At 73.0% G+C, this 21,721-nt stretch carries 25 protein-coding genes; 12 read left to right on the top strand and 13 right to left on the bottom strand.

The window, feature by feature from the left end; all coding sequences use genetic code 11:
* Positions 1 to 55: 55 nt before the first annotated feature.
* The 4 genes from AC3EN4_RS03810 to AC3EN4_RS03825 form a co-directional block, all read right to left on the bottom strand.
* Positions 56 to 1,015, bottom strand: coding sequence for an electron transfer flavoprotein subunit alpha/FixB family protein (locus AC3EN4_RS03810; RefSeq protein WP_435204526.1), 960 nt, complete (start codon positions 1,013 to 1,015; stop codon positions 56 to 58).
* A gap of 15 nt (positions 1,016 to 1,030) precedes the next feature.
* Complete coding sequence (locus AC3EN4_RS03815; RefSeq protein WP_435204528.1) at positions 1,031 to 1,810, bottom strand: electron transfer flavoprotein subunit beta/FixA family protein; 780 nt, start codon at positions 1,808 to 1,810, stop codon at positions 1,031 to 1,033.
* 187 nt (positions 1,811 to 1,997) lie between these two features.
* Positions 1,998 to 2,411 carry a hypothetical protein gene (locus AC3EN4_RS03820; RefSeq protein WP_422738673.1) on the bottom strand — a complete coding sequence of 138 codons (414 nt, stop codon included), beginning with the start codon at positions 2,409 to 2,411 and terminating at the stop codon, positions 1,998 to 2,000.
* Positions 2,408 to 3,205, bottom strand: a complete 798-nt coding sequence (locus AC3EN4_RS03825) for a GNAT family N-acetyltransferase (protein ID WP_422738672.1) — start codon at positions 3,203 to 3,205, stop codon at positions 2,408 to 2,410. Before AC3EN4_RS03825 ends, AC3EN4_RS03820 begins: the two co-directional genes overlap by 4 nt.
* A 42-nt stretch (positions 3,206 to 3,247) precedes the next feature.
* Between AC3EN4_RS03825 and AC3EN4_RS03830 the strand changes: the two genes are divergently transcribed.
* The 3 genes from AC3EN4_RS03830 to AC3EN4_RS03840 are packed head-to-tail and all read left to right on the top strand — an operon-like array spanning position 3,248 to position 4,377.
* Positions 3,248 to 3,640, top strand: coding sequence for a YidH family protein (locus tag AC3EN4_RS03830; RefSeq protein ID WP_435204529.1), 393 nt, complete (start codon positions 3,248 to 3,250; stop codon positions 3,638 to 3,640).
* A complete protein-coding gene (locus AC3EN4_RS03835) occupies positions 3,637 to 3,942 on the top strand; it encodes a DUF202 domain-containing protein (RefSeq protein ID WP_435204530.1) in 306 nt (101 codons plus the stop codon). The genes AC3EN4_RS03830 and AC3EN4_RS03835 overlap by 4 nt, the downstream gene beginning before the upstream one ends.
* Positions 3,943 to 3,969: 27 nt before the next feature.
* Entirely contained in the window at positions 3,970 to 4,377 is a 408-nt protein-coding gene (locus AC3EN4_RS03840) for a PLD nuclease N-terminal domain-containing protein (RefSeq protein WP_435204531.1), read from the top strand.
* A gap of 48 nt (positions 4,378 to 4,425) precedes the next feature.
* Here AC3EN4_RS03840 and AC3EN4_RS03845 read toward each other — a convergent pair whose 3' ends face one another.
* Both AC3EN4_RS03845 and AC3EN4_RS03850 read right to left on the bottom strand, forming a co-directional pair.
* A complete protein-coding gene (locus AC3EN4_RS03845) occupies positions 4,426 to 6,048 on the bottom strand; it encodes an acetolactate synthase (RefSeq protein ID WP_435204532.1) in 1,623 nt (540 codons plus the stop codon).
* A 115-nt stretch (positions 6,049 to 6,163) separates the two neighbouring features.
* On the bottom strand, positions 6,164 to 6,937 hold the full coding sequence (locus AC3EN4_RS03850; protein ID WP_435204533.1) for an enoyl-CoA hydratase/isomerase family protein: 774 nt from the start codon (positions 6,935 to 6,937) through the stop codon (positions 6,164 to 6,166).
* A 98-nt stretch (positions 6,938 to 7,035) separates the two neighbouring features.
* On the opposite strand from AC3EN4_RS03850, the gene AC3EN4_RS03855 reads away from it, so the two are divergent.
* Both AC3EN4_RS03855 and AC3EN4_RS03860 read left to right on the top strand, forming a co-directional pair.
* Complete coding sequence (locus AC3EN4_RS03855; RefSeq protein ID WP_435204534.1) at positions 7,036 to 7,515, top strand: DUF6232 family protein; 480 nt, start codon at positions 7,036 to 7,038, stop codon at positions 7,513 to 7,515.
* Between the two features lie 185 nt (positions 7,516 to 7,700).
* Complete coding sequence (locus tag AC3EN4_RS03860) at positions 7,701 to 8,183, top strand: DUF6232 family protein (protein WP_435204535.1); 483 nt, start codon at positions 7,701 to 7,703, stop codon at positions 8,181 to 8,183.
* Between the two features lie 14 nt (positions 8,184 to 8,197).
* Here the strand turns inward: AC3EN4_RS03860 and AC3EN4_RS03865 are convergent, their stop codons facing one another.
* Positions 8,198 to 9,730 (bottom strand): dienelactone hydrolase family protein, encoded by a 1,533-nt coding sequence (locus tag AC3EN4_RS03865; protein WP_435204536.1) that lies wholly within the window; start codon positions 9,728 to 9,730, stop codon positions 8,198 to 8,200.
* A gap of 90 nt (positions 9,731 to 9,820) precedes the next feature.
* Between AC3EN4_RS03865 and AC3EN4_RS03870 the strand changes: the two genes are divergently transcribed.
* Positions 9,821 to 10,549, top strand: coding sequence for a hypothetical protein (locus AC3EN4_RS03870; protein ID WP_435204537.1), 729 nt, complete (start codon positions 9,821 to 9,823; stop codon positions 10,547 to 10,549).
* Positions 10,550 to 10,569: 20 nt separating this feature from the next.
* Here the strand turns inward: AC3EN4_RS03870 and AC3EN4_RS03875 are convergent, their stop codons facing one another.
* A complete protein-coding gene (locus AC3EN4_RS03875; RefSeq protein WP_435204538.1) occupies positions 10,570 to 11,025 on the bottom strand; it encodes a rhodanese-like domain-containing protein in 456 nt (151 codons plus the stop codon).
* Between the two features lie 71 nt (positions 11,026 to 11,096).
* On the opposite strand from AC3EN4_RS03875, the gene ftrA reads away from it, so the two are divergent.
* The gene (ftrA, locus tag AC3EN4_RS03880) at positions 11,097 to 12,125 is read left to right on the top strand and encodes a transcriptional regulator FtrA (RefSeq protein ID WP_435204539.1); all 1,029 of its coding nucleotides are present in this window, start codon (positions 11,097 to 11,099) and stop codon (positions 12,123 to 12,125) included.
* A 40-nt stretch (positions 12,126 to 12,165) separates the two neighbouring features.
* Here the strand turns inward: ftrA and AC3EN4_RS03885 are convergent, their stop codons facing one another.
* On the bottom strand, positions 12,166 to 13,062 hold the full coding sequence (locus tag AC3EN4_RS03885; protein WP_435204850.1) for a ribokinase: 897 nt from the start codon (positions 13,060 to 13,062) through the stop codon (positions 12,166 to 12,168).
* A gap of 10 nt (positions 13,063 to 13,072) precedes the next feature.
* Complete coding sequence (locus AC3EN4_RS03890; RefSeq protein WP_435204540.1) at positions 13,073 to 13,915, bottom strand: ABC transporter ATP-binding protein; 843 nt, start codon at positions 13,913 to 13,915, stop codon at positions 13,073 to 13,075.
* A 131-nt stretch (positions 13,916 to 14,046) separates the two neighbouring features.
* On the opposite strand from AC3EN4_RS03890, the gene AC3EN4_RS03895 reads away from it, so the two are divergent.
* Positions 14,047 to 15,057: an ABC transporter ATP-binding protein gene (locus tag AC3EN4_RS03895; protein WP_435204541.1), complete on the top strand. Its 1,011-nt coding sequence runs from the start codon at positions 14,047 to 14,049 to the stop codon at positions 15,055 to 15,057.
* Positions 15,054 to 16,067: an ABC transporter permease subunit gene (locus AC3EN4_RS03900; protein ID WP_422738659.1), complete on the top strand. Its 1,014-nt coding sequence runs from the start codon at positions 15,054 to 15,056 to the stop codon at positions 16,065 to 16,067. The genes AC3EN4_RS03895 and AC3EN4_RS03900 overlap by 4 nt, the downstream gene beginning before the upstream one ends.
* 142 nt (positions 16,068 to 16,209) lie before the next feature.
* Here the strand turns inward: AC3EN4_RS03900 and AC3EN4_RS03905 are convergent, their stop codons facing one another.
* On the bottom strand, positions 16,210 to 17,385 hold the full coding sequence (locus tag AC3EN4_RS03905) for an ROK family transcriptional regulator (RefSeq protein WP_435204542.1): 1,176 nt from the start codon (positions 17,383 to 17,385) through the stop codon (positions 16,210 to 16,212).
* A 165-nt stretch (positions 17,386 to 17,550) separates the two neighbouring features.
* Between AC3EN4_RS03905 and AC3EN4_RS03910 the strand changes: the two genes are divergently transcribed.
* Positions 17,551 to 19,005, top strand: coding sequence for a glycoside hydrolase family 3 protein (locus AC3EN4_RS03910; protein ID WP_435204543.1), 1,455 nt, complete (start codon positions 17,551 to 17,553; stop codon positions 19,003 to 19,005).
* A 248-nt stretch (positions 19,006 to 19,253) separates the two neighbouring features.
* Here AC3EN4_RS03910 and AC3EN4_RS03915 read toward each other — a convergent pair whose 3' ends face one another.
* Positions 19,254 to 19,916 (bottom strand): GNAT family N-acetyltransferase, encoded by a 663-nt coding sequence (locus AC3EN4_RS03915; protein ID WP_435204544.1) that lies wholly within the window; start codon positions 19,914 to 19,916, stop codon positions 19,254 to 19,256.
* 172 nt (positions 19,917 to 20,088) lie between these two features.
* On the opposite strand from AC3EN4_RS03915, the gene AC3EN4_RS03920 reads away from it, so the two are divergent.
* Both AC3EN4_RS03920 and AC3EN4_RS03925 read left to right on the top strand, forming a co-directional pair.
* On the top strand, positions 20,089 to 20,274 hold the full coding sequence (locus AC3EN4_RS03920; RefSeq protein ID WP_435204545.1) for a DNA repair protein: 186 nt from the start codon (positions 20,089 to 20,091) through the stop codon (positions 20,272 to 20,274).
* A 136-nt stretch (positions 20,275 to 20,410) separates the two neighbouring features.
* Complete coding sequence (locus AC3EN4_RS03925) at positions 20,411 to 20,929, top strand: hypothetical protein (protein ID WP_422738654.1); 519 nt, start codon at positions 20,411 to 20,413, stop codon at positions 20,927 to 20,929.
* A 9-nt stretch (positions 20,930 to 20,938) separates the two neighbouring features.
* Here the strand turns inward: AC3EN4_RS03925 and AC3EN4_RS03930 are convergent, their stop codons facing one another.
* Positions 20,939 to 21,670, bottom strand: coding sequence for a Clp protease N-terminal domain-containing protein (locus AC3EN4_RS03930; protein WP_435204546.1), 732 nt, complete (start codon positions 21,668 to 21,670; stop codon positions 20,939 to 20,941).
* Between the last annotated feature and the right edge of the window lie 51 nt (positions 21,671 to 21,721).

The following is a 21,721-nucleotide window of genomic DNA, read 5'->3' on the forward strand; positions in this document are numbered from 1 at the left end:
CCACGAAAGAAGTGGCCGCCCGTCACGACGGGCGGCCACTTTCTGCGTCACACGGTCACTTGCGCTTGCGGATCTCCTCGGCGGCCTGCGGGACGATCTTGAACAGGTCGCCCACCACGCCGAAGTCGGCCAGCTCGAAGATCGGCGCCTCGCCGTCCTTGTTGACGGCGACGATCGTCTTCGAGGTCTGCATGCCGGCCCGGTGCTGGATGGCGCCGGAGATGCCCAGCGCCACGTAGAGCTGCGGGGAGACCGTCTTGCCGGTCTGGCCCACCTGGAACTGGTGCGGGTAGAAGCCGGAGTCGACGGCCGCGCGGGACGCGCCGACGGCGCCGCCGAGCAGGTCGGCCAGCTCCTCGACCAGCTTGAAGTTGTCGGCGTTGCCGACGCCACGACCGCCGGAGACGACCACGCCGGCCTCGGTCAGCTCGGGGCGGGAGCCCTTCTGCTCGGCGACCCGCTCGACCACCTTGGCCAGCTTGTCGGTGTCGGTGACCGACACGGTGAGCTGCTCGATCGCCGGGGTGGCGGCGGCCGGGCTCGGGGTGACCGAGTTGGGCCGGACGGTGACCAGCGGCAGGCCCTTGGTGACCTTGGACTTGACGATGGTGGAACCGGCGAAGGCCACCTGGGTGGCGGTGCCGTCGGCGGCCAGGCCGACCACGTCGGTCAGGATGCCGTTGTCGAGCTTGACGGCGAGCCGGGCGGCGATCTCCTTGCCCTCCTGGGCCGACGCCAGCAGCACGGCGGCCGGCTGCACCCGCTGGACCAACTCGGCCAGCACGGTCGCCTTGGGGGCCACCAGGTAGCCGTCGATGTCGTCACCCTCGGCGGCGTAGATCTTCTCCGCGCCGTACTCGCCCAGCTTGCCGCTCAGCGCCTCGGCCGCGCCGGGGCCGCCGAGCACCACGGCGCTCGGGGTGCCCAGCTCACGGGCGAGGGTGAGCATCTCCAGGGTGACCTTCTTGACGCCGAATTCCTTGGTGGCTTCGACGACGACGAGAACCTCAGACATGTCGTAAAGCCCCTCTCACACGAACTTCTCGGTGGCGAGGAACTCGACCAGCTTGACGCCGCCCTCGCCCTCATCGGTGATCTTGGCGCCGCCGGAGCGCGGCGGACGCTTGGTGTGCTCGACGACGGCGCTGGTGGCACCGTCGAAGCCCACCTCGGTCGGCGCGACGCCCAGGTCGGCCAGGGAGTACGTCTGCACCGGCTTCTTCTTCGCGGCCATGATGCCCTTGAAGGAGGGGTAGCGCGGCTCGTTGATGGTGTCCCACACGGAGACCACGGCCGGCGTGGAGGCCGTGACGACCTCGTAGCCCTCCTCGGTCTGCCGCTCGACGGTCAGCGTCGCGCCGTCGACGGTGAGCTTGCGGGCGCCGGTGAGCGCCGCGACGCCGAGCCGCTCGGCGATCATGTGCGGCATCACCTGGACCCGGCCGTCGGTGGACTCCGCGCCGCAGATCACCAGGTCGGCGTTGAGCTGCCCGAGGGCGGCGGCGAGCACCTTGGAGGTGGCCACCGCGCAGGAGCCGTGCAGGGCGTCGTCCACCACGTGCACGGCCTTGTCCGGGCCCATGGAGAGCGCCTTGCGGATCGACTCGGTCGCCCGGTCCGGACCCATGGTCAGGATCGTGACCTCGCCGCCGTGCGCCTCCTTGATCTTCAGCGCCTCCTCGATGGCGTACTCATCCATCTCGTTGATCACGTTGTTCGCCGAACCGCGGTCGACGGTGTTGTCGTCATTGCGCAGGTTGCGGTCCGCGCCCGAATCAGGCACCTGCTTGACGAGTACGACGATGTTCATCGCGCTTCGACGACCCTCCTGTGTGGTGTTGCCCTTGGCTCGCCCGGTCTGGGCCGCAGCCTCGCGTGTCGGTCGACGCCCGGTCAACCGCGGGCTGCTGTGCAGTTGCCCACGCGGCCATGTTACCTGCCAGTAGGTTACCGTCGCCGGGCACGCAGAGTGACACAGGTCACCGGCGCGACGCAGGTCAGACGGGTTCGGCCAGCGCGTCCCGGATCTGCTCGATGGCGGCGGCCTCGGCCGGGGCCACCCCGTCGTGCGCGCGGGCCACCCGGTCCGCCGCGCTCAGCACCACCGACCGGTACGCCTCGACGTCGGCCGGCGACTTCTCCCGCAGGATGCGTACCGCCCGACCGAGCGCCGGCAGCACCACCGACTCGATCTCCAACTGGGAGTCCCGGGGCAGGCGGGGCAGCGGGCCGGTGGTCAGCGCCTCCTTGACCACGCCGCTCGCGTCGGCGAGCGCGCCCGAGGCGGCCACGCTCTCGCGGATCACGCCCAGCATCCCCGGGTCGGCGTTCGAGACCAGGAAGACCGCGCCGAACGCGCCCGTCTTGAGGGTCAGGCGCTCCTCGTCCGTCAACCGCTGCTCCATGATCACGGAGTGTAGACGTACGGCGTGGTGGTGGTGACGGCGACGAGACCGAGACGCTGCAGGATCGGGCGACTGTCCTCGGAACAGTCGACCTGCACGAGCGTGCGACCCCGCTGCTCGGCCAGCCGCGCCCGGTAGTTGACCAACGCCCGGTAGATGCCCTTGCGCCGCCACTGCGCCAGGGTCGAGCCGCCCCAGAGGGTGGCGAAGCCGGTGTTCGCCGGGAACCGCACCCAGCCGGCGCTCACCACCGCACCGTCCGCCTCGGCCACCACCACGGTGATCGAGTTCGGGTCGGCGTCGATCTCCTTGGCCAGGCCCCACACCAGGTGCGAGCGGTCCGCCTGCCAGACCTCCTCCTCCATGGCGGCGATCCGCTCCAGGTCCTCCCGGGCGGTCACCTCACGCAGGCGTACTCCCTCGGGGGTCACCGGCAGCGCGGCGGCCAGCGGCGCGACCGGCCCGACCACGACGGTCTCCCGGTCCTCCGGCACGAAGCCGGCGGCGCGCAGCCGGTCGGCCAGGTCGGCCGGCTCGTCGTGCTCGTTGAGCTTCCACTCCACCGACTGGCCGCGCTCGCGGAACAGCGCCACCTGCCGGGCGATCAGCTCGTCCAGCGCGTCGCCGGTCAGCCCGCCCAGGTCGCGGTAGGTGAGGAAGCCGCCCGCATCGAGTCCGGTGATCCGCACGAGCGGGCCGTCCCGCTCGACGGTCACCCCCGCCGGAACCGGGTCGGGGATCTCCGGGCGGAGCTGGTTGTCGTAGGCGGCGCGCAGCGTGTTCACATCAAGATCGGTCACCTGACCAGGCTAAGGCTCCGGGGAAGCGGATAATCTCCCAGCGTGTGGGAAGCGATCAGGCGCTGGTTCGACCCGGCGGAGGCGCGCGCCGTCGGTGAGACACCGGACTACCGGTTCTCCCTGGCCAACGAGCGGACCTTCCTCGCCTGGCTGCGCACCGGGCTCGCACTGGTCGGCGGCGGACTGGCCGCCGCGCAGTTCCTGCCGCCGCTGCCGATGAGCCACCTGCGGGAGATCATCGCGGTCGCGCTGCTGCTGCTCGGCGGCACCGTCGCGATCCGCGCCGTGGACCACTGGGCGCGTACCGAACGGGCCATCCGGCTCGGTCAGGAGCTGCCCGCCTCCCGCTTCCCCGCCGTCCTCGCCCTCGCCGTGGGTGCGGGGGCCGTCCTGCTGGTGTTCGCGGTCCTGGCCCGGGCGGTCGGGGAACGGTGAACACGGGACGCGATCCGGGGTTGCAACCGGAGCGGACCCGGCTGGCCTGGCGGCGCACCCTGCTGACGCTGACCGTGGTGACCGCGCTGGCCGTCCGGCTGGCGGCGGACGGCGGCGTGTTCGGCGCTCTCGTCGTCGGCGCGGCCGTGCTGGTCTGGGGTGGCCTGCTCGTGCTCTGCTGGCCGCGCGCCACCGGCGTCGGCGCGGCCCGTACCGGTGGCCGGACGCTACCGCTGGTCGCGCTGGGCTCGGTCGGGCTCGCGCTGCTCGGCGTGCTGCTGACGGTTCGCGGACTACGCTGACGCGACGCCGTGCGCCATGATGGGTGCATGGCCCGGCTGTACGTACTCCTCTTCCTGGCGCAGATCGTCCTCGCCGTCTGCGCGCTGATCAGTTGCCTGTCCGCCGAGGAGGGTCAGATCCGCGCCCTGCCCCGGATCGCCTGGGTGCTGATCATCCTGTTCTTCCCCCTGGTCGGGTCGATCGCCTGGTTCGTGGCCGGACGCGAGCCCGGCACCTCCACACCTAGGGCGTGGCCGGGCGCCGCCGAGCGGCAGCAGCGCCGTCCCCTCGCTCCCGACGACGACCCGGAGTTCCTCCGCTCGGTGCAGGACCGCGCCAAGCAGCAGGACGCGGAACTCTTCCGCCGCTGGGAGGAGGACCTGCGTCGGCGCGAGGACGACCTGCGCCGGCGCGACGGCGAGCCGCCCCGTGAGGGTGACCGGCCGGAGGTGTGAGCGCGCCGCCGTCGCCCTCCGAGGAGCGGCGACGGCGGCGGGTGTGACTCAGGCCAGGTTCGACGAGCGGGGGTACGCGTCGGTCGGGTCGGTGAGCACGTTGACCAGGTACGGCACACCGGAGTCGAAGGCCCGTTGCAGTGCCGGCGCGAGGTCGGCGGCCTTGGCGACCGTCTCCCCCGCCCCGCCCAGCGCGCTGACCACCGTGTCGTAGCGCAGCTCCGGCTGGAGGTCGGCGGCGACGTCGTAGCCGTACATGGCGCGCATCGGGTGCTTCTCCAAGCCCCAGATGCCGTTGTTGCCGACGACGATCACCACGGGCAGCTTCTGGCGGACCAGCGACTCGACGTCCATCAGCGAGAAGCCGGCCGCGCCGTCGCCCATCAGCACGCAGATCTGCCGGTCCGGGTGGCTGACCCGGGCGCCCATCGCGTAGCCCATGCCGGTGCCCAGGCAGCCGTACGGACCCGGGTCCAACCAGGTGCCGGGCTGCGACGGCTCCAGGTAGCGCCCGGCGTACGAGACGAAGTCACCGCCGTCGCCGATGGTGATGGCGTCCGGGGCGAGTGCCCGGCGCAGCTCGCCGTAGATCCGGGCCGGCCGGATCGGGTCGGTCTCGGCGGCCATCTCGGCGGCGTCCCGGGCCTTCGCCGCGTCCTCGGCGACCCGCAGGTCGGCGATCCAGTCGGCGTGGTCGGCCCGGTCGCCGGCGTGGTCGGCCAGCGCGGAGAGGATCAGGCGCAGGTCGCCGGCGGGGGCGACGGCTGGCTGGACGTGCGTGGCGCGCTGGCTGGGCGCGTCGACGATGTGCACCACCTTGGCGTCACCGAAGTCGCCGAAGCTGAGCCGGAAGTCCAGCGGCGTGCCGACCACCACGACGACGTCGGCGCCGGAGAGCGCGGCGCGGCGGGCCTTGGCGAAGGCGAGCGGGTGCTCCGGCGGCAGCGAGCCACGGCCCATCCCGTTGGTGAACACCGGCACCTGCAACGCCTCGGCAGCCTCGCGCAGCGCGGCCACCGCGTCACCGGCGTACACGTCCGAACCGGCGATGATGACCGGCCGCTGCGCGCCGGCGATCAGCGTGGCGGCCCGGCTGACCTCGTCCGGGTCCGGTTCGACGGCGTCGACGCCGGACGGCGTGGGCAGGTCCGCGTCGGCGACCGAGAAGACCGTCTCCAGCGGGAAGTCGAGGAAGACCGGGCCCCGGTGCGGGGTGAGCGCGGCGGTGAGGGCGGCGTCGACCGCGCGTGGGATGTCGTCGGTGCTGAACACCGTCTCGGCGTGCTTGGTGACCGGGGCGACCAGCGGCAGGTGGTCCATCTCCTGGAGGCTGCCCGAACCCCACCGGAATGCGGGGGCCCGACCACCGAGCACCAGCACCGGGGAGGCGTTGAAGAAGGCGCTGGTCATGCCGGAGATGCCGTTGGTGACACCCGGGCCGGCGGTGAGCACGGCGAGGCCGGGGCGGCGCTGGAGCTTCGCCACCGCCTCGGCCGCGAAGACCGCCGACTGCTCGTGCCGGACGTCGTAGATCGGGAAGTCGGTCTTGTGGGCGGCGTCGTAGAGCGGAAAGACGTGGCCACCGGAGAGGGTGAACATTTCCCGCACGCCGTGCGCCCGTATGGCCGCGAGGGCCAACTCCCCGCCGTGACCTTCGATCCGCTCCGTCATCGCCGCTCCTTTGGTCGCAGATGGCCGACGTCACACGTTACTGGCCGGTAGGCAGAATGTGAACCGTTCTCGGTTCGGCCGTTGGCGGCTGCCGACGGCCGGCCGCCCCGGGCCGTCAGCGGCCGGTGAAGTCCGGCTTGCGCTTCTCCACGAACGCGGCCATGCCCTCGCGCCGGTCGTCGGTCGCGAACAGCGCCGCGAAGAGCTGACTCTCCCAGGCCAGGCCCGAATTCAGGTCCATGTCCAGGCCGCCGTCGACCGCCAGCTTCGCGGCGCGCAGGGCCTGCACAGGCCCCTTGAGGTACGGCGTGACGAGCGCGACGGCCGCGTCGTACACCTCCGCGGCCGGTACGACCCGGTCGGCGAGGCCGATCCGCAACGCCTCCTGGGCGTCCACCATCCGACCGGACATGATCAGATCCTTGGCCCGCGCCGGACCCACCAGACGGGCCAGCCGCTGCGTCCCGCCCGCGCCGGGGATGACGCCCAGCTTGATCTCGGGCTGGCCGAGCTTGGCGTCCTCGGCGACCACCCGCCAGTCACAGGCCAGCGCCAACTCACAGCCGCCACCGAGGGCGTACCCGGTGATCGCCGCCACCACCGGTTTCGGGATGCGGGCGATCGCGCCGAGCGCGCTGGACAGCGCCGCCGCCCGGTCGGCCATGTCCACGTAGGACATCGCGGCCATCTGCTTGATGTCCGCCCCGGCGGCGAAGACCTTCTCCCCGCCGTACACGATGACGGCGCGGACCTCGGGATCGGCGGTGGCCGCCGTGGCGGCGGCGCGCAACTCCTCCTGCACCTGGGTGTTGAGCGCGTTCATCGGCGGCCGCTCCAGCCGGATGGTGCCGATGCCGTCAGTGGTCTCCAGCCGAACGAACTCGCCCACGCTGCCCTCACTTCCTCGTCGAAGTCGCGTGCCAACCTTACGACCCGGCTCGTTGGGGTAAGTACTGTGGTGTCAGCGCCGCGGGCGGGAGTCCAACCATGATCACTTTCTACGACGACAGGTCAGTACGGGTCACCTCCACCGCCGTCCAGGTCGACGGGCGCAGCTACCCCTTGGCCGAGATCACCATGGTCTGGCACCGCCGTGGCAGCCGCTCCTGGCGGGTGCTCGCCGGGCGGGGCGCGATCGGCGCCGCCCTGGCCGGTCCGCTGGTGGCGGCGGTGATCGGCATCGGCGTGGCCGTCTGGCTGCACCGCTCACCCACCGTGACGATCGCGATCGTCGGCGCCTCGGTGCTGGTCGGGTTGGCCGTCGGCCCGGTCGCCGACTTCCTCTTCGAACACCTCGACCGTTCGTACGCCAGGGGCAGTCGCCAACTGGAGATCTGGGCCCGCTGGCGGGGTCAACCGGTACGACTGCTGCGCACCGGCGACGCGCTGCGCTTCGGCCAGATCTACCGGGCGGTCCAGCGCGCCATGGACGCGACGCAACCGGCCCGCCCCGCCGCCCGCCGCTAGCCCCACCCCTCCCGCACCCGCCCCGCACCCCCACCCCACCCCGTCGATCTTGCAGTTTCTGTTGCCAATAAGGGCGTCTATGCCCCGTTATGTCGCAGCACAAAGTGCAAGATCGACGAGGCAGGGGGCACGCAGGGCGCGCCGGGCAGGGGCGCGGGGTTGCCTTGCGGTGGTTAGGCTTAGTGATGACCCTCTATTACCGGGACGACGCGGTGCAGGTGACCTCCGAGTCGATCCGGGCGGGCGGTCAGGTGATCGCCCTGTCCGACGTGACGTTCGTCTGGCACCAACGGGGACCGAAGACCCTCGCCGTACGCGGCCGGGTGCTGGGTCGCGGCGTGCTGGTCCTGCTGCTGTCGCTGCCACCCCTCGTGGCGCTGGTCTGCGTGGTGTCGCTGGCCTGGTCCGCCCAGGACCGGGGCAACTGGCAGTTGGCGTTGATCATCCTCGCCGCCTGCGCGGTGGGGGCACTGGCACTGGCCCCCTTCCTGGAGATTCCTCTCGGCTGGCTGGACCGCTCCTACGAGCGCGGCAGCCACGTGCACGAGCTGTGGGTGCAGCACCACGGGCAGGAGCACCTGCTGCTGCGCACCCCGGACGCGCTGCGGTTCGGGCAGATCTACCGGGCCGTGCAGCGCGCCGTCGAACAGCAGGGCGACCATCGGTGACCACCCCCGCGCCGTCAGGTCAACGGCAGGGTGGTGGCGATCGGCCAGCCCAGCAGGGCCGCGCCCACCAGGGCCGGTAGCCAGCGCGGGCTCGCGTACCGGCGCAGCACCGCCGCCCACAGCACATGCCAGCCGAGCAGTACGGCGAACAGCGGCACCACCAGCAGCACGAACCCGGGTGCCAGACCGAAAACCACCGCCGCGCACAGCGCGACCACGGTGACCGCGACGGCCAGCAGGCGACGCCACGTCCGGCCCGCCGCGACCACCTCGACGCCGAGCAGGAACACCAGGCACGCTCCCACCACCAACGGGAGCAGCCACCAGCGGGCGCCGACCGGCCGCGCCCAGGTCAGTCCGAGGTGGATCGGCAGCGCCACGGCGAGAATCGCGTACGCCGTCAGCGCCGACGCCGCGACGGTGGTCCGGGTCGGCGTGCGGCTGCCGACCTGCTCCTCGACCACCTCGGGGGCACGCGTCGCGGCGGGCAGCCAGCGGTGACCGACGATCGTCAGTAGACCGGTGACCAGCAGGAAGCCGGTCACGTAACCGCCGACCGCGAGCGGAAGGCGGCTGGTCGGCAGGACGGTGGCGACGCCTGCGGCGAGACCACTGGCGACGACGACCAACCCGAGCAGGGCCGGACCACGCAACGCCGGCTCCCCCGCAGCCCGCCGGCCCGCGGCGGACGTCGGGGCAGGCCGGCGGCCCAGGAGCAGCGCCGCCAGCGGCACCAGGCCGACGGCGAACGCCACCAGCAGCAGCGCCGCGCCGGCGAGACGGGCGAGCGGTCGGGGCGAGGCGTTCCCGTCCGCGCTGGGCAGCCAGTGGAGGATTTCCTCGTGGGTGCGCGGGGCGAAGAGCACCGAGATGTGCTCCACCCCCGGCACCACGACGGCGGGCCGGCGACCCACCGTCGCGCCCCGCCGCGCGGCGTCGTCGGCGGCCCGCCGGAACCCGGGGAACTCCGCGCCTCCCACGATCAGCAGCAGTTCGGTCGGACGCCCGGGCGGCAACTCGCCGGCCTCGGGCAGCGAGATCGCCACGGTCCTTGCGATCTCGGGGTGCTCGACCGCGTACCGGGTGACCGCGCCCGCGCCCATCGAGTGCCCGACCAGCATGATCTGGGCCGGGTCCACATCCGGCTGGGACCGCAGGAATCCGACCGCGACGTCCAGGTCGGCGGCGAGCGTCACGGATGACATGCCGGTACCGAGCCGGGCCGGGTTGGCACCGTGCCCGGCGAAGTCGAACACCAGCGCGACCGCTCCCCGACGGGCGACGGTGTCGGCGATCGGGCGCATCAGCCGTGCCGAGCCGGCGAAGCCGTGTGCGATCACCACGCCGGGTCGACGGACCTCCGGGTTCGGCGGACCGGCGCGCACCTCGGTCATCGGTACGCCGTCGACGGTGACGTGACGCACGGTCAGGCCGGCGTCGGCGCGTACCAGCACCGTCGCGCCGAGCGCGGCGGTGACCGTCGCGAGCACGGCGAGCAGGACGGCGATCCGAGGGCTCGGTGGGTGGCGCGGCGGTGCGGCCGACATGCCGGCACCCTACCGTCGGGCGTCCCGCGACGGACCGCTCCGGCAGCGCTGGACGAGCGGTTGTGGCAGGACCGACGCACACTTGGTGCCATGGCGCTTCCCCTCCCCACACCCACCGCGGTGGTCGGCCTGACCCGCTCCGCCCTCGACCAGGCGCTCGGCTCGGCCGCCTCGTTCGCCGCCGTGCCCGCCCGCGCCTTCGCGGTGTTGGACGGGGTGGAGGTGCTGCTGGCCAGGATCAACGGTGTGGTCGACCGGATCGAGACGACCCTGGACCGGACCGACGAGGTGCTCACCGACGCCGAGACGGCGGTCCGCGAGGTGGCGGTGATCAGCGCCGCCGCGACGGCCGCCGTCGACACGGCCACCGAGGTGGCCGCGGCCGCCGCCGTGGTGGTGAACGAGGCCGACAAGGTCGCGCGCGTCGCGGGCACGGTGGTCACCGAGGCCGACGCGGTGGCCGGCAACGCTGCGGTCACCGTGCAGACGGCCGCACAGGCCGCGGCCACCGCGGCCGAACTGCTGGCGGCGTACGAGCCGGCGCTGCGCCGGGCCGCGCCGATGACCGGCAGGTTCGTGCAGGAGTTGAGCCACGAGGAGATCACCGCGGCGATCCACCTGATCGACGAGCTGCCGAAGCTCAAGGAACACCTGACCGCCGACATCCTGCCGATCCTCGCGACCCTGGACCGGGTCGGGCCCGACCTGCACGACCTGCTCGACGTCACCCGTGACCTCAAGCTCGCCGTGGCGGGCATCCCCGGCCTCGGCATGCTGCGTCGCCGGGGCGAGAAGCTGACCGACGAGCCCGCCGACTGACCCGCGCGCAGACGGCCGGATCAGCAATCGCAGGTTGCCGTCGTGGGTGCGGTCAGGTCGTCGACGGGACGTCGGGTCAGCCCACTCTCGGTCTCCACCGGCAGCCCCTCCCGTACCCAGTACTCGAATCCGCCGAGCATCTCCTTGACCGCGATGCCGAGCCGGGCGAACTCCAGCGCCGCCCGGGTGGCGCCGTTGCAGCCCGGCCCCCAGCAGTAGGTGACCACGGCGGCACCGGCGGGGATCTTCTCGGCTGCCCGGGCGGCGATCTCGGCGGTGGGCAGGTGCACCGCACCCGGCAGGTGACCCTGCGCCCAACCGGCCACCCCCCGGGAGTCGACCACCACGAGCCCGGGGGTACGGGCGGTCAGGTCGGCGTACACGTCACTGACGTCGGTCTGGACGCTGAGTCGGGCGAGAAAGTGGGCGGCCGCGACGTCCGGAGCGGCTGGCGGGACAGCGAAGGTGAAGGTCATGCCACTGATCGTGGTCGGCGGGGCGGGCCGGGACGAGTGGCGGTAACGACGTCCTGCGCTAACATCCCGCCATGTCGAGCAGTGCGGTGGGTGGCCGTCCGAGGGCGCTGCCTTCGCCGCGACAGCCGGCCGCCGGTCACCGCGTCGCGGTGCTCGCGTACCCGGGGATGTCGGTGTTCGAGACCGGCATCGTCACCGAGGTGTTCGGGCTGCCCCGCCCCGAGTTCGACGTCGACTGGTACGACCTGGTGATCTGCGCCGAGAAGCCGGGGCCGGTGCCGGTGGTCGGCGGGGTCAGCCTGCACACCCCGTACGGTCTGGCGGAGCTGGCGGCGGCGCGGACGGTGATCGTGCCCGGTGTGCCGGACGTGACCGCCGACCCGTCGCCCGCGTTGGTGGCGGCGCTGCGGACGGCGCACGCCCGCGGCGCGCGGATCATGTCGATCTGTTCGGGCGCGTTCGCGCTGGCCGGCGCCGGGCTGCTGGACGGACGGCGGGCCACCACCCACTGGCGGTACGCGGAGCTGCTGGCACGGCGGTACCCACGCGTCGAGGTGGACCCAAACGTGCTCTACCTCGATGATGGCGACCTGCTTACCAGCGCCGGCAGCGCAGCCGGGCTCGATCTCAGCGTGCACGTGGTGCGGCCTGACCACGGCGCGGCGATCGCCAACGCGGTCGCCCGCCGACTGGTCATCCCTCCGCACCGTGACGGCGGACAGGCCCAGTTCGTCGAGGCGCCGGTGACCGCCGACCCGGCCGACGACCGGATCGCCGCCAGCATCGACTGGGCGCTCGCCCACCTCGCCGAGCCGCTGAGCGTCGCCCGGCTCGCCGGGCGGGCACACATGTCACCGCGTACCTATCTGCGGCACTTCACCCGGGCCACCGGGACCAGCCCGATCCGGTGGCTCATCGACCAGCGGGTCCGGGCCAGTCTGGCGCTGCTGGAGGAGACCGACGCCGCGATCGAGCAGATCGCCGGCGCGGTGGGCTTCGACACCCCGGTCACCTACCGCCACCACTTCGGACGGATCATGCTGACGTCGCCGTCGGCGTACCGGCGGGCCTTTCGGACGGACGCCGGCAGGCCGACGTGACGTGGCCGGGCAGGTCGACGTCGGGGCGCTCGACGTCGGATCAGCCCGGCGCGTACAGCGCGTCGATCTCGGCCCGCTGCGGCAGGGCCACCGAGGCGCCGAGCTTGCGGACACAGGCCGCGCCGGCCGCCGCCGCCCAACGTACGGCGTCGACGACGTCCCGCCCCTCGCCCCAGCCGACCGCGAGCGCGGCGGTGAACGCGTCGCCGGCCGCGGTGGAGTCGACCACGTCGACCCGGACGGCGGGGACGTGCACCTCGGCACCCTCCCGGTCGACGTACCAGGCGCCGGCGTCACCGATGGTGAGCACCGCGCGGGGTACCAGGTCGAGCAGCGCCTTCGGGTCCTCCCGGCCCCGGCCGGTGAACGCCTGCGCCTCGCCCTCGTTGACGACGAGCAGGTCCACGGCGTCGAGCAGTTCCGGCGGGAGGTCCCGGGCGGGTGCGGCGTTGAGGACGACCCGGGTGCCGGCCGCGCGGGCGGCCAGCGCGGCGGCGGTCACCGTCCGCACCGGGATCTCCAACTGGGCGACCAGGACGTCCGCCCCGCGTACCGTGGCCAACTCCTCGTCGGTGAGGCCGACCAGCGCGTCGTTCGCGCCGGGGGTGACCACGATGGCGTTCTCCCCCTGGCCGTTCACCATGACGAGCGCCACGCCGGACGCGCCGTACACGACCCGCAGGTGACCGGTGTCCACGCCGGCGGCCGTGATGCGGGCGCGGAGCGTCACGCCGAACGCGTCGGAGCCGATCGCGCCCAGGAAGGCGCAGGAGGCGCCGGCCCGGACGGCGGCGATGGCCTGGTTGGCGCCCTTGCCGCCGGGCACCATCACGAAGTCGGTGCCGAGCATGGTCTGGCCCGGTCGGGGCAGCGCGGGGGCCATCGCGACCAGATCCATGTTGGCGCTGCCCACCACCACCACCCGGGTCTGCGGCATGGTCACCCGCTCAGGCGGCGCGTGCGGTGTAGCGGTCGCCGGAGCGCTCGACCACCAGCGGCAGACCGAAGGTCTTGGAGAGGTTGTCGCCGGTCAGCGTCTCGGCGAGCAACCCCTGCGCGACGACCGCGCCCTCGCGCAGCAGCAGCGCGTGGGTGAACCCGGGCGGGATTTCCTCCACGTGGTGGGTGACGAGCACCATGGCGGGGGCGTCCGGGTCGTACGCCAGCTCGGCCAGCCGGGCAACCAGGTCCTCGCGGCCACCGAGGTCGAGCCCGGCGGTGGGCTCGTCGAGCAGCAGCAGCTCCGGGTCGGTCATCAGCGCCCGGGCGATCTGGACCCGCTTGCGTTCACCGTCGGAGAGGGTGCCGTAGCGGCGTTCGGCGAGGTTGCCGACGCCGAGCTGACTGAGCAGCGCCCGCGCCCGCGCCACGTCGCCCTTCTCGTAGGTCTCCCGCCAGCGGCCGACCACCGACCAGGCGGCGGTGACCACCACGTCGCTGACCTGCTCGTCGGCGGGCACCCGGGCGGCGAGCTCGGCCGTGGTGAGCCCGATGCGGGTGCGCAGCTCGGTGATGTCGGTGCGGCCGATCCGCTCGCCGAGGACGTGCGCGACGCCGGTGGTGGGGTGCAGCCGGCCGGCGGCCAGGTTGAGCAGGGTGGTCTTGCCCGCGCCGTTGGGGCCGAGCACCACCCAGCGCTCGTCCAGCTCGACGCGCCAGGTCAGGTCCTGCAGCAGGGCGTTGTCGGAGCGGCGTACGCCCACGCTGTCGAGGCTGACCACCAGATCCGGGTCCACGGGTGCGGCGGCAGGCGCGGCGCCGGCAGCGCCGGGGAGCAGGTCACCAGTCACCCGCCCATCCAACCACGCAGCGGTGGTGCGCCCCCCATGGGCGGCGCTCTGGCCCTAGGGTGAGGCACCGTGTCGTTGATCACCACACCCGAGGGACGGCCCATGCCCGGTCCAGGTTCGGAACCGCGCGGATGAGCGCGGTCATCGAGATCGAGGGTCTGCGCAAGACCTTCCGCAGCGTGCGCAACGGCAAGCGGGTGGCGGTCGACGGGTTCGACCTGCTGGTCGAGGCCGGACAGATCCACGGCTTCCTCGGGCCCAACGGTTCCGGCAAGACCACCACGCTGCGTGCCCTGCTGGGGTTGGTCCGCGCCGACGGCGGGCAGATGCGCGTGCTCGGCGAGCCGTCGCCGGAACTGCTGCCCCGGGTGGCGGGCCAGGTCGGCGCCATCGTGGAGAGCCCACAGTTCTTCGGCAACTTCACCGGCCGGCGCACGCTACGGCTGCTGGCCCGCGCCGGCGGGGTGCCGATCTCCCGGGTGGACGAGGCGCTGGAGCTGGTGGGCCTGCGCGACCGGGGCGACGAACGGGTGAAGGGCTACTCGCTGGGCATGAAGCAGCGCCTCGCGGTGGCGTCCGCGCTACTGAAGGACCCGCGGCTGCTCATCCTCGACGAACCGGCGAACGGCCTCGATCCGGCGGGCATCCGCGAGATGCGCGACCTGATGCGTTCGCTCGCGGCGGCCGAGGTGACCGTGCTGGTGTCCAGCCACATCCTGGGCGAGATCCAGCTGATCTGCGACCACGTCACGATCATTTCGCGGGGCCGGCGGGTGGCGGCCGGCCGGGTGGACGAGGTGCTGGCGGGTCACGACCGGCACGAGTTCCTGGTCCGGGTGGCCGAGCCGGAACGGGCCGCCGACCTGCTGCGGGCGGCGGAGCTGACGGCCGCCGTCGAGGGCGAGACGCTGGTGGTCGGCGGGGCGACCGACCCGACGGTGATCAGCCGGCTGCTCGGCGAGCAGGATCTGTGGGTCGCCGAGCTGACCCCGCTGCGACCCGACCTGGAGAGCGTCTTCCTGGAGCTGACCGGGGCCGGCGAGCACCCCTCGGTGCCCCGCCAGGTCGACGAGGCGGCGCGACCGGTGGGCGCCGACGGCGCGCCGGTGATCGATCTCGACGTACGGGGAGTGGACGCGTGAACCTGGTCCGGGCCGAGTTGGAGCGGCTCTCCGCACGCCGCTTCGTGCAGCTCATGGTCGTCCTGCTGGTGCTGGCGTTCGGGGTCACGGCCGCGACGACCCTGGCCGGGTCGCACCGGCCGACCGCCGACGAAGTCTCCTCGGCACGGCAGAAGGCCGTCGAGGCGCGGCGGAGCATGGAGGTCAACTACCAGCAGTGCCTGGCCCAACGGGACGGGATCTCGACGCCCGACACCCAGGACTATCTGCCCCCCGTCTGTTCCGAGATGGACCCGGCCCAGCAGGACCGGTTGCCGGTCGCGTCCGACTACCTGGAGGGGGTGTTCAGCTTCGCCGACCAGGCCAAACCGCTGCTCTTCTTCCTCATCACGTTCCTGGTGATGTTCGGGTTCCTGGTCGGCGCCTCGTACATCGGGGCGGACCTGAACTCCGGTGGGGTGGTGAACCTGCTGCTGTGGCGGCCCCGCCGGCTGACGGTGCTGGGCGCGAAGCTGGGCACCCTGCTCGGCGCGGTGCTGGCGCTGTCGGTGGTGGCCTCGGTGGTCTACCTGGTCACCTTCTGGGTGATCGGGCAGACCGCCGGGTTGGCCGGTCGGCTCGACGGTGACTTCTGGAGTTCGCTGGGCGCCATCCACGGCCGTGGCCTGGTGCTGGTGCTGCTGGCCACCGCGACCGGCTTCGCCATCGCGACGCTGGGCCGGCACACGTCGGCGGCGCTCGGCGCGGTCGCCGCGTACGCGGTGGTGTGGGAGCTGGGCGTCCGGCTGGTGCTGGCGATCGTCGACGCCCGGCGACCGGAGCAGCTGATGCTCTCCACGTATCTCGGGGCGTGGCTCAACGGCAAGGTGCCGATCTGGGACTCGCAGCTCTGTCGGGACAGCTTCAACGACATGTCCTGCCAGGGCTTCTACACCCTCACCTGGAGACCGTCGCTGGTGGTGCTGCTGGCGGTAGCCGGTGGGTTGACGGTGCTGGCCTTCGCCGCCTTCCGCCGCCGCGACCTGAACTGAGGCGGCCAGCGGCCGTCCGGCTGAACTGAGGCCGCCCGCGACCCCCAGCTGAACTGAGGCAACCCGCGACCGCCCGGCGGCAAGAGCTTGCAGCCGGGCGGTCGGCGGTGAAATATTCCTTCACATGACCGCCCCAGCGGGCTCAGCCGACGGTGGAGCCGAACACCTCGTCGCGGACGGCGTTCAACGCGGTACGCAGGGCGCCCCGCAGGATCGGCTCCTCGGTGAGACCGGTGGGCACCACCCGCGGGCGGACCAGGGTGATCGCCGCCACCTCCCGCTGCACCCGGTCGGCGAGCGCCGCGCCACCGGCCTGGCCGACCTCACCGGCCAGCACGACCAACGGCGGGTCGAGCACCACGCAGGTGCTGGCCACGCCGAGCGCGAGCCGGCGGGCCAACTCGTCGAGCATCGGACCACCGGCGGTGCCGGCCGCGACCGCCGCCCGTACCGCACTGGCGGCGTCCGGCGCGGAGAAGCCGTGCTCGCGGGCCACCGCGCGTACCGAGTCGCCGCCGACCACCTGCTGGAAGGCGGGCTTGGCGCGCCGCGAGACGTCCCGCGGGATGGGTGCGCCGGGCACCGGCAGGTAGCCGATCTCGCCCGCCGCTCCGCTGCTGCCGTGGTGCAGCCGGCCACCCAACATGATCGCCAGACCGACACCGGCACCCACCCAGACCAGGACGAAGTCCGCCACGCCCTGCGCGGCACCGGACTGCGCCTCGGCCACCGCGGCCAGGTTGACGTCGTTCTCGAAGACCACCGACGTGTGCAGGTCGTCCCGCAGCGCGGCCAGCAGACCGCTGTGCCAGCGCGGCAGGTTGAACGCGAAGGTGATGTCCCCGGTCTGCGGATCGACCAGACCCGGCGTACCGAGCACGATCCGTCGGACGCTGCTGAGCTGCGCCTGGGCGCTGCTGGCGGCCTGCACCACGGCGTTGTGCACCACACCCACCGGATCGTCGGTGTCCCGCGTCGACTGCTCCACCCGGCCGATCACGGCACCGGTGATGTCGGCGCAGGCGGCGACCACCCGGTCCGGCCCGACGTCCACCCCGACGACATGCGCGCTGCTCGGGCGTACCGCGTAGAGCTGGGCGTTAGGCCCCCGCCCGCCGGCCTGCTCGCCGACCCGGCTGACCAGGCCGCGCTCCTCCAGGCGCTCGACGAGCTGCGAGGCGGTGACCTTGGACAGGCCGGTCAGCTCGCCGAGCCGGGCCCGGGTGAGCGGTCCGCGCTCGAGGAGCAGTTCCAGCGCCGCACGGTCGTTGAGCGCCCGCAACAGGCGGGGGGTGCCGGGCAGCCGGGTCGCACTCATGCCACGTCCTCTAGTTTTAGTAAACTTTGCTAACTGTAAACCGACCTGCGAACGGGTAGCCGTAGCGTATCGGCCACCCGGAGGCAGAGTGCTCGGCCGACCCGGCAGGGCGATGACCACCGCGGGTACACGTTCGTACCCACGGGGAGTGAAGGGGGAGATCTCGTGGGGCTCGATCCAGGACTGCGCCGGCTCGCGCTGGGCACGTTGCTCGCCGCGTACCCGGGAGCGGTCCCGCCGGGGTGGGCGGTCGACCTGGTGGCCGACGGGCTGGCCGGGCACACCCTGTTCGGCACGAACGTGCACGACCCCGCGCAGGTGGCGGCGAGCACGGCGGCGCTGCGCGCCGGCCGGTCGGACGTGCTGATCGCCATCGACGAGGAGGGTGGCGACGTGACCCGGCTGGCGCACGCCACCGGCAGCCCGTACCCCGGCAACGCCGCCCTCGGGGCGGTCGGCGACGTGGCGCTCACCCGCCGGGTCTACCAGTCGATCGGCGCCGAACTGGCCGCGCTGGGCGTCACCGTCAACCTGGCCCCCACGGTCGACGTGAACACCGCCGACGACAACCCGGTGATCGGCACCCGCTCGTTCGGCGCCGACCCGCTGCGGGTCGCCACGCACTCGGCCGCTGCCGTCAGCGGCCTCCAGGCCGCCGGGGTCGCCGCCTGCGCCAAGCACTTCCCCGGTCACGGCGCGACGGTCACCGACTCCCACCACGAGCTGCCCACGGTGGACGTACCGCTGGACGTGCTCCGCCAGCGCGACCTGCCGCCGTTCGCCGCGGTCGTGGCGGCCGGCACGCAGGCCGTGATGACCGCGCACATCCGGGTGCCGGAGCTGACCGGCGACGGCCCGGCCACCTTCAGCCGGGCTGTCCTGGTCGACCTGCTGCGCGACGAGTACGGCTTCACCGGCACCGTGATCACCGACGCCCTGGAGATGAAGGGCGCGGCGGTGGCCGCCGGGGGCGTGGGGCCGGCCGCCGTGCGGGCGCTGTCGGCCGGCGCCGACCTGCTCTGCATCGGCGCACAGGTCGACGCCGCCCTGGTCGAGCGGGTGGCCGCCGAGATCGTCGAGGCGACCGCCGACGGTCGGCTGCCGCTCGCCCGGGTGGAGGAGGCGGCCGGCCGCGCCGCCGCGCTCGCCGCCTGGACCCGGGCCGCCGGCCGGTCGTCGGCCACCCCCGACCCCGATCTGGGGTACGCGGTGGCCCGCCGGGCGGTACGGGTCGAGGGGCTGCTCACCGGCCTGGACCAGCCGCTGGTGGTGCAGTTGCACACCGAGTCCACGATGGCCGAGGGCCGGGTGCCGTGGGGCCTCGGCCCGCACCTCGACGGTGGACGCGAGATCCGGGTGGTCGCCACCGAGACCGATCAGGCGGCCCTGCGCGAGGTGGCCGGGGATCGGCCGATCGTGCTGGTCGGGCGGCATCTGCATCGGTTGCCCGGCGGCCCGGAACTGATCGACGCGCTGGCCGCCGCGCACCCGGTGACCGTCGTGGAGATGGGCTGGCCGGGAACGTGGCGACCGTCCGGCGCACGGGCGTTCGTCACCACGTACGGCGCGAGCCACGCCAACGGCCGGGCGGCGGCTGAGGCGCTTGGCCTGACGGGTTGACCCTGAGTCACTGATCGGAGCACCAGCGCCACCGCGCTTTGTCCCAGGTCAAGTCCACAATTCGACACTCCGACTCGACACCTCGCATCTTGCAGCTTGCAGTTTCGATACGTAGCGTGATCGATATCGGATCGGCCCGCCCAGCGACGCGGCCGATCTCGCGAGACCGGGACCTGGGGGCAGGTTGCGGACCGTGGATCCGGCCCGGGATCCACGGTCCGCGCACTGAGCCCGGGCGGGCGCCCCGGTCAGCGCGGATACACCCCGTACGCCCGCCAACCCCGGTCCGGAAAGCCCGCCGCCTCCGCGACCCGGGCCGAGGCGTGGTTCTCCTTCTCGTGCAGGTACGTCGGCACCGCGCCCTCGTCCAGGACCCGCCGCGCCGCCTGCGCCACCAGCCGACGCGCGAGACCGCGACCACGGGCCGCCGGCACGGTGCCGACGGCCAACTCGTGCCCGTACGCGTCGTGGCGCTTGATGGCGGCGCCGGCCAGGTAGCCGCCGTCGGCATCGCGCACCACGAGCACCGGCCGGTCGAAGAGCCGCAGCCAGGGCGGCAGTCCGGGCGTGGTCGGCGCGATCCACTCCCCTACGTCGGGCAGGGGCGCGGGGGCGCTGGTCCAGCGAAACGGACCGTCGTGCACGCAGAAGGTGGGGTGGCCGACGACCTCCGGCAGCGTCGCGAGCATCCGCTGCGGCGTGCGCTCGATCAGTGCCCGGACCGCGGTGACCCGGTCCGGCGCGACGGAGAGCACCGCGCTCCGGCCGGTGTCCACGGCGAGGGCCGGTCGCAGTCGGCCGTCCCAGGCCGGCCGGGCCCGCCGATGCGAGGCGACCACGTGCAGCCCCGAGGCGGCCGGCCACTGACCGAGCCAGGAGGCGAGGTGCAGGTGCAACCGCCGGTCGAGCATGCGCACCTCCCCGTCACCCCAGCCGTCGTGATCACCGTACGCCTGGACCGCCCGACCGGGCGGGCCATCGCGCCAGCGTGGGACGCCGCCCGAGATCTGGGATTCGGCTCGCCATATCGACCGTCATAGGTATTTCCATATCTGGACACCTTTCTCTGCGACGGTATGGGGCATGCCGATTCAGCCGAACGACCGCTTCCACCAGCACCCCGGGCGACTCTGGCGAGCGGCGGAGGCCGCCACGGACGCCCCGACGCAGGCGCGCTACCGGGTGGTCCGAGCGGCGGGCGGGCTGCCCTGGGCGAGACTGAACGAGCTGCCGGCCGGCTCCAGCCGGCACGGCCTCGACCGGCACTGAACGCCGACCCGGCACCCGAGCGCGGCAGGGGTCGGGGACGACACACCGCGGGCGGACCAGCGACGGCTTTCGCACACCTGTCGGGTAATTTCTTCGAGGTCCGGCAACCCGGCCTACGACAGGAGAAGCTCCGCGCATGGGCAAGAAGACGATTCACGTCTCCGACTTCACCGGCACCGTTCTGCAGCAGGACGACGAGGTGGTTCGTGTCGTCGTCCTGGAGCACCCGGACCTGGTCGCCGGGCCCGTGCAGCTCGACGCCACCCCGGGCGAGGTGGAGGACATCGACGACGCCGCGCTCGACGTGGCGGTGGTCGAGATCCACGACCGGCACGGCGGGGGTGAGCCTCGGCGGGTCGTCCTCACCGCGAGCGAGTTCGACGCGATGGCCACCGACGTCCCGATGGCGCAGTTGTTGAAGACGGCCGAGCGGGTCCGCCCGCCCAAGGCCCGCAAGAGCGCCGAGAAGATCGACTACGGCACGCTGGAGCACGCCGGCAAGCCGCACCGGGGCCGGGTCACCGAGGAGGAGGCCCGACTCGTCCGCGAGCAGCTCGACGAGGTCAACAAGCGGCTCGCGGACGCGGGCGTACGCCAGATCGACCCCACCGATCCGGAGCACGCCCTGCGCTACGGCTTCCCCGAGGCGCCCTGACCCCGGTCCCTACTTCTGCGCGACGGCGGCGGCGAGGGCGGCGGACAGGTCGGCCTCGACCGCCGCCTTCTCCAGACCGAGGTCGGTGAGCACGCCGGCACCGTCCTCCTGCTCCAGCAGGGCGAGCAGGATGTGCTCGGTGCCGATGTAGTTGTGCCCGAGGCGCAGCGCCTCCCGGAAGGTCAGCTCCAACGCCTTCTTGCCACGCGCGTCGTACGGGATGAGGTCCGGGACCTGGTCGACCCGCGGCGGAAGAACGGCACCGACGGCGGCCCGCACCGCCTCGGGGGTGGCGCCCCGACCGACCAGCACCCGGGCGGCCAACCCCTCCGGCTCCGCCAGCAGCCCGAGCACCAGGTGCGCGGGGCCGATCTCGGAGTTCCCGGCGGCGCGGGCCTCCTCCTGCGAGGCCATCACCACGTTGCGGGCCCGCGGGGTGAACCGGCCGAAGCCGGCGTTGGGGTCGAGCGCCGCCGCGTCGGTGGAACCCTTCGCCACGAAGCGCTTCTGGGCGGCCTGCTTGCTGACCCCCATGCTGCGACCGATGTCGGTCCAGGAGGCGCCCGAGCGACGGGCCTGGTCGACGAAGTGCCCGATCAGATGGTCGGCGACCTCACCAAGATGGTCGGCGGCGATCACCGCGTCGGTGAGCTGGTCGAGCGCGTCGGTGTGCGCCTTCTTGATCGCCTGGATCAGGTCGTCGAGCTTGACGGGGTTGCTCATCTGGAAAGGTTCGGTCATGCGTCAACCATAGGTTGACGCATGCATCTCGTCAACCCGTGGTTGACGAGA

Source organism: Micromonospora sp. bgisy143 (assembly GCF_057708145.1).

Coding starts and splice junctions, on each gene's coding strand:
- AC3EN4_RS03875 (WP_435204538.1), bottom strand. CDS start 11,025: ATGACCTTCACCTTCGCTGTCCCGCCAGCCGCTCCGGACGTCGCGGCC.
- ftrA (WP_435204539.1), top strand. CDS start 11,097: ATGTCGAGCAGTGCGGTGGGTGGCCGTCCGAGGGCGCTGCCTTCGCCG.
- AC3EN4_RS03915 (WP_435204544.1), bottom strand. CDS start 19,916: ATGCTCGACCGGCGGTTGCACCTGCACCTCGCCTCCTGGCTCGGTCAG.
- AC3EN4_RS03870 (WP_435204537.1), top strand. CDS start 9,821: ATGGCGCTTCCCCTCCCCACACCCACCGCGGTGGTCGGCCTGACCCGC.
- AC3EN4_RS03885 (WP_435204850.1), bottom strand. CDS start 13,062: ATGCCGCAGACCCGGGTGGTGGTGGTGGGCAGCGCCAACATGGATCTG.
- AC3EN4_RS03810 (WP_435204526.1), bottom strand. CDS start 1,015: ATGTCTGAGGTTCTCGTCGTCGTCGAAGCCACCAAGGAATTCGGCGTC.
- AC3EN4_RS03840 (WP_435204531.1), top strand. CDS start 3,970: ATGGCCCGGCTGTACGTACTCCTCTTCCTGGCGCAGATCGTCCTCGCC.
- AC3EN4_RS03815 (WP_435204528.1), bottom strand. CDS start 1,810: ATGAACATCGTCGTACTCGTCAAGCAGGTGCCTGATTCGGGCGCGGAC.
- AC3EN4_RS03905 (WP_435204542.1), bottom strand. CDS start 17,385: ATGAGTGCGACCCGGCTGCCCGGCACCCCCCGCCTGTTGCGGGCGCTC.
- AC3EN4_RS03930 (WP_435204546.1), bottom strand. CDS start 21,670: ATGACCGAACCTTTCCAGATGAGCAACCCCGTCAAGCTCGACGACCTG.
- AC3EN4_RS03865 (WP_435204536.1), bottom strand. CDS start 9,730: ATGTCGGCCGCACCGCCGCGCCACCCACCGAGCCCTCGGATCGCCGTC.
- AC3EN4_RS03855 (WP_435204534.1), top strand. CDS start 7,036: ATGATCACTTTCTACGACGACAGGTCAGTACGGGTCACCTCCACCGCC.
- AC3EN4_RS03925 (WP_422738654.1), top strand. CDS start 20,411: ATGGGCAAGAAGACGATTCACGTCTCCGACTTCACCGGCACCGTTCTG.
- AC3EN4_RS03920 (WP_435204545.1), top strand. CDS start 20,089: ATGCCGATTCAGCCGAACGACCGCTTCCACCAGCACCCCGGGCGACTC.
- AC3EN4_RS03860 (WP_435204535.1), top strand. CDS start 7,701: ATGACCCTCTATTACCGGGACGACGCGGTGCAGGTGACCTCCGAGTCG.
- AC3EN4_RS03845 (WP_435204532.1), bottom strand. CDS start 6,048: ATGACGGAGCGGATCGAAGGTCACGGCGGGGAGTTGGCCCTCGCGGCC.
- AC3EN4_RS03895 (WP_435204541.1), top strand. CDS start 14,047: ATGAGCGCGGTCATCGAGATCGAGGGTCTGCGCAAGACCTTCCGCAGC.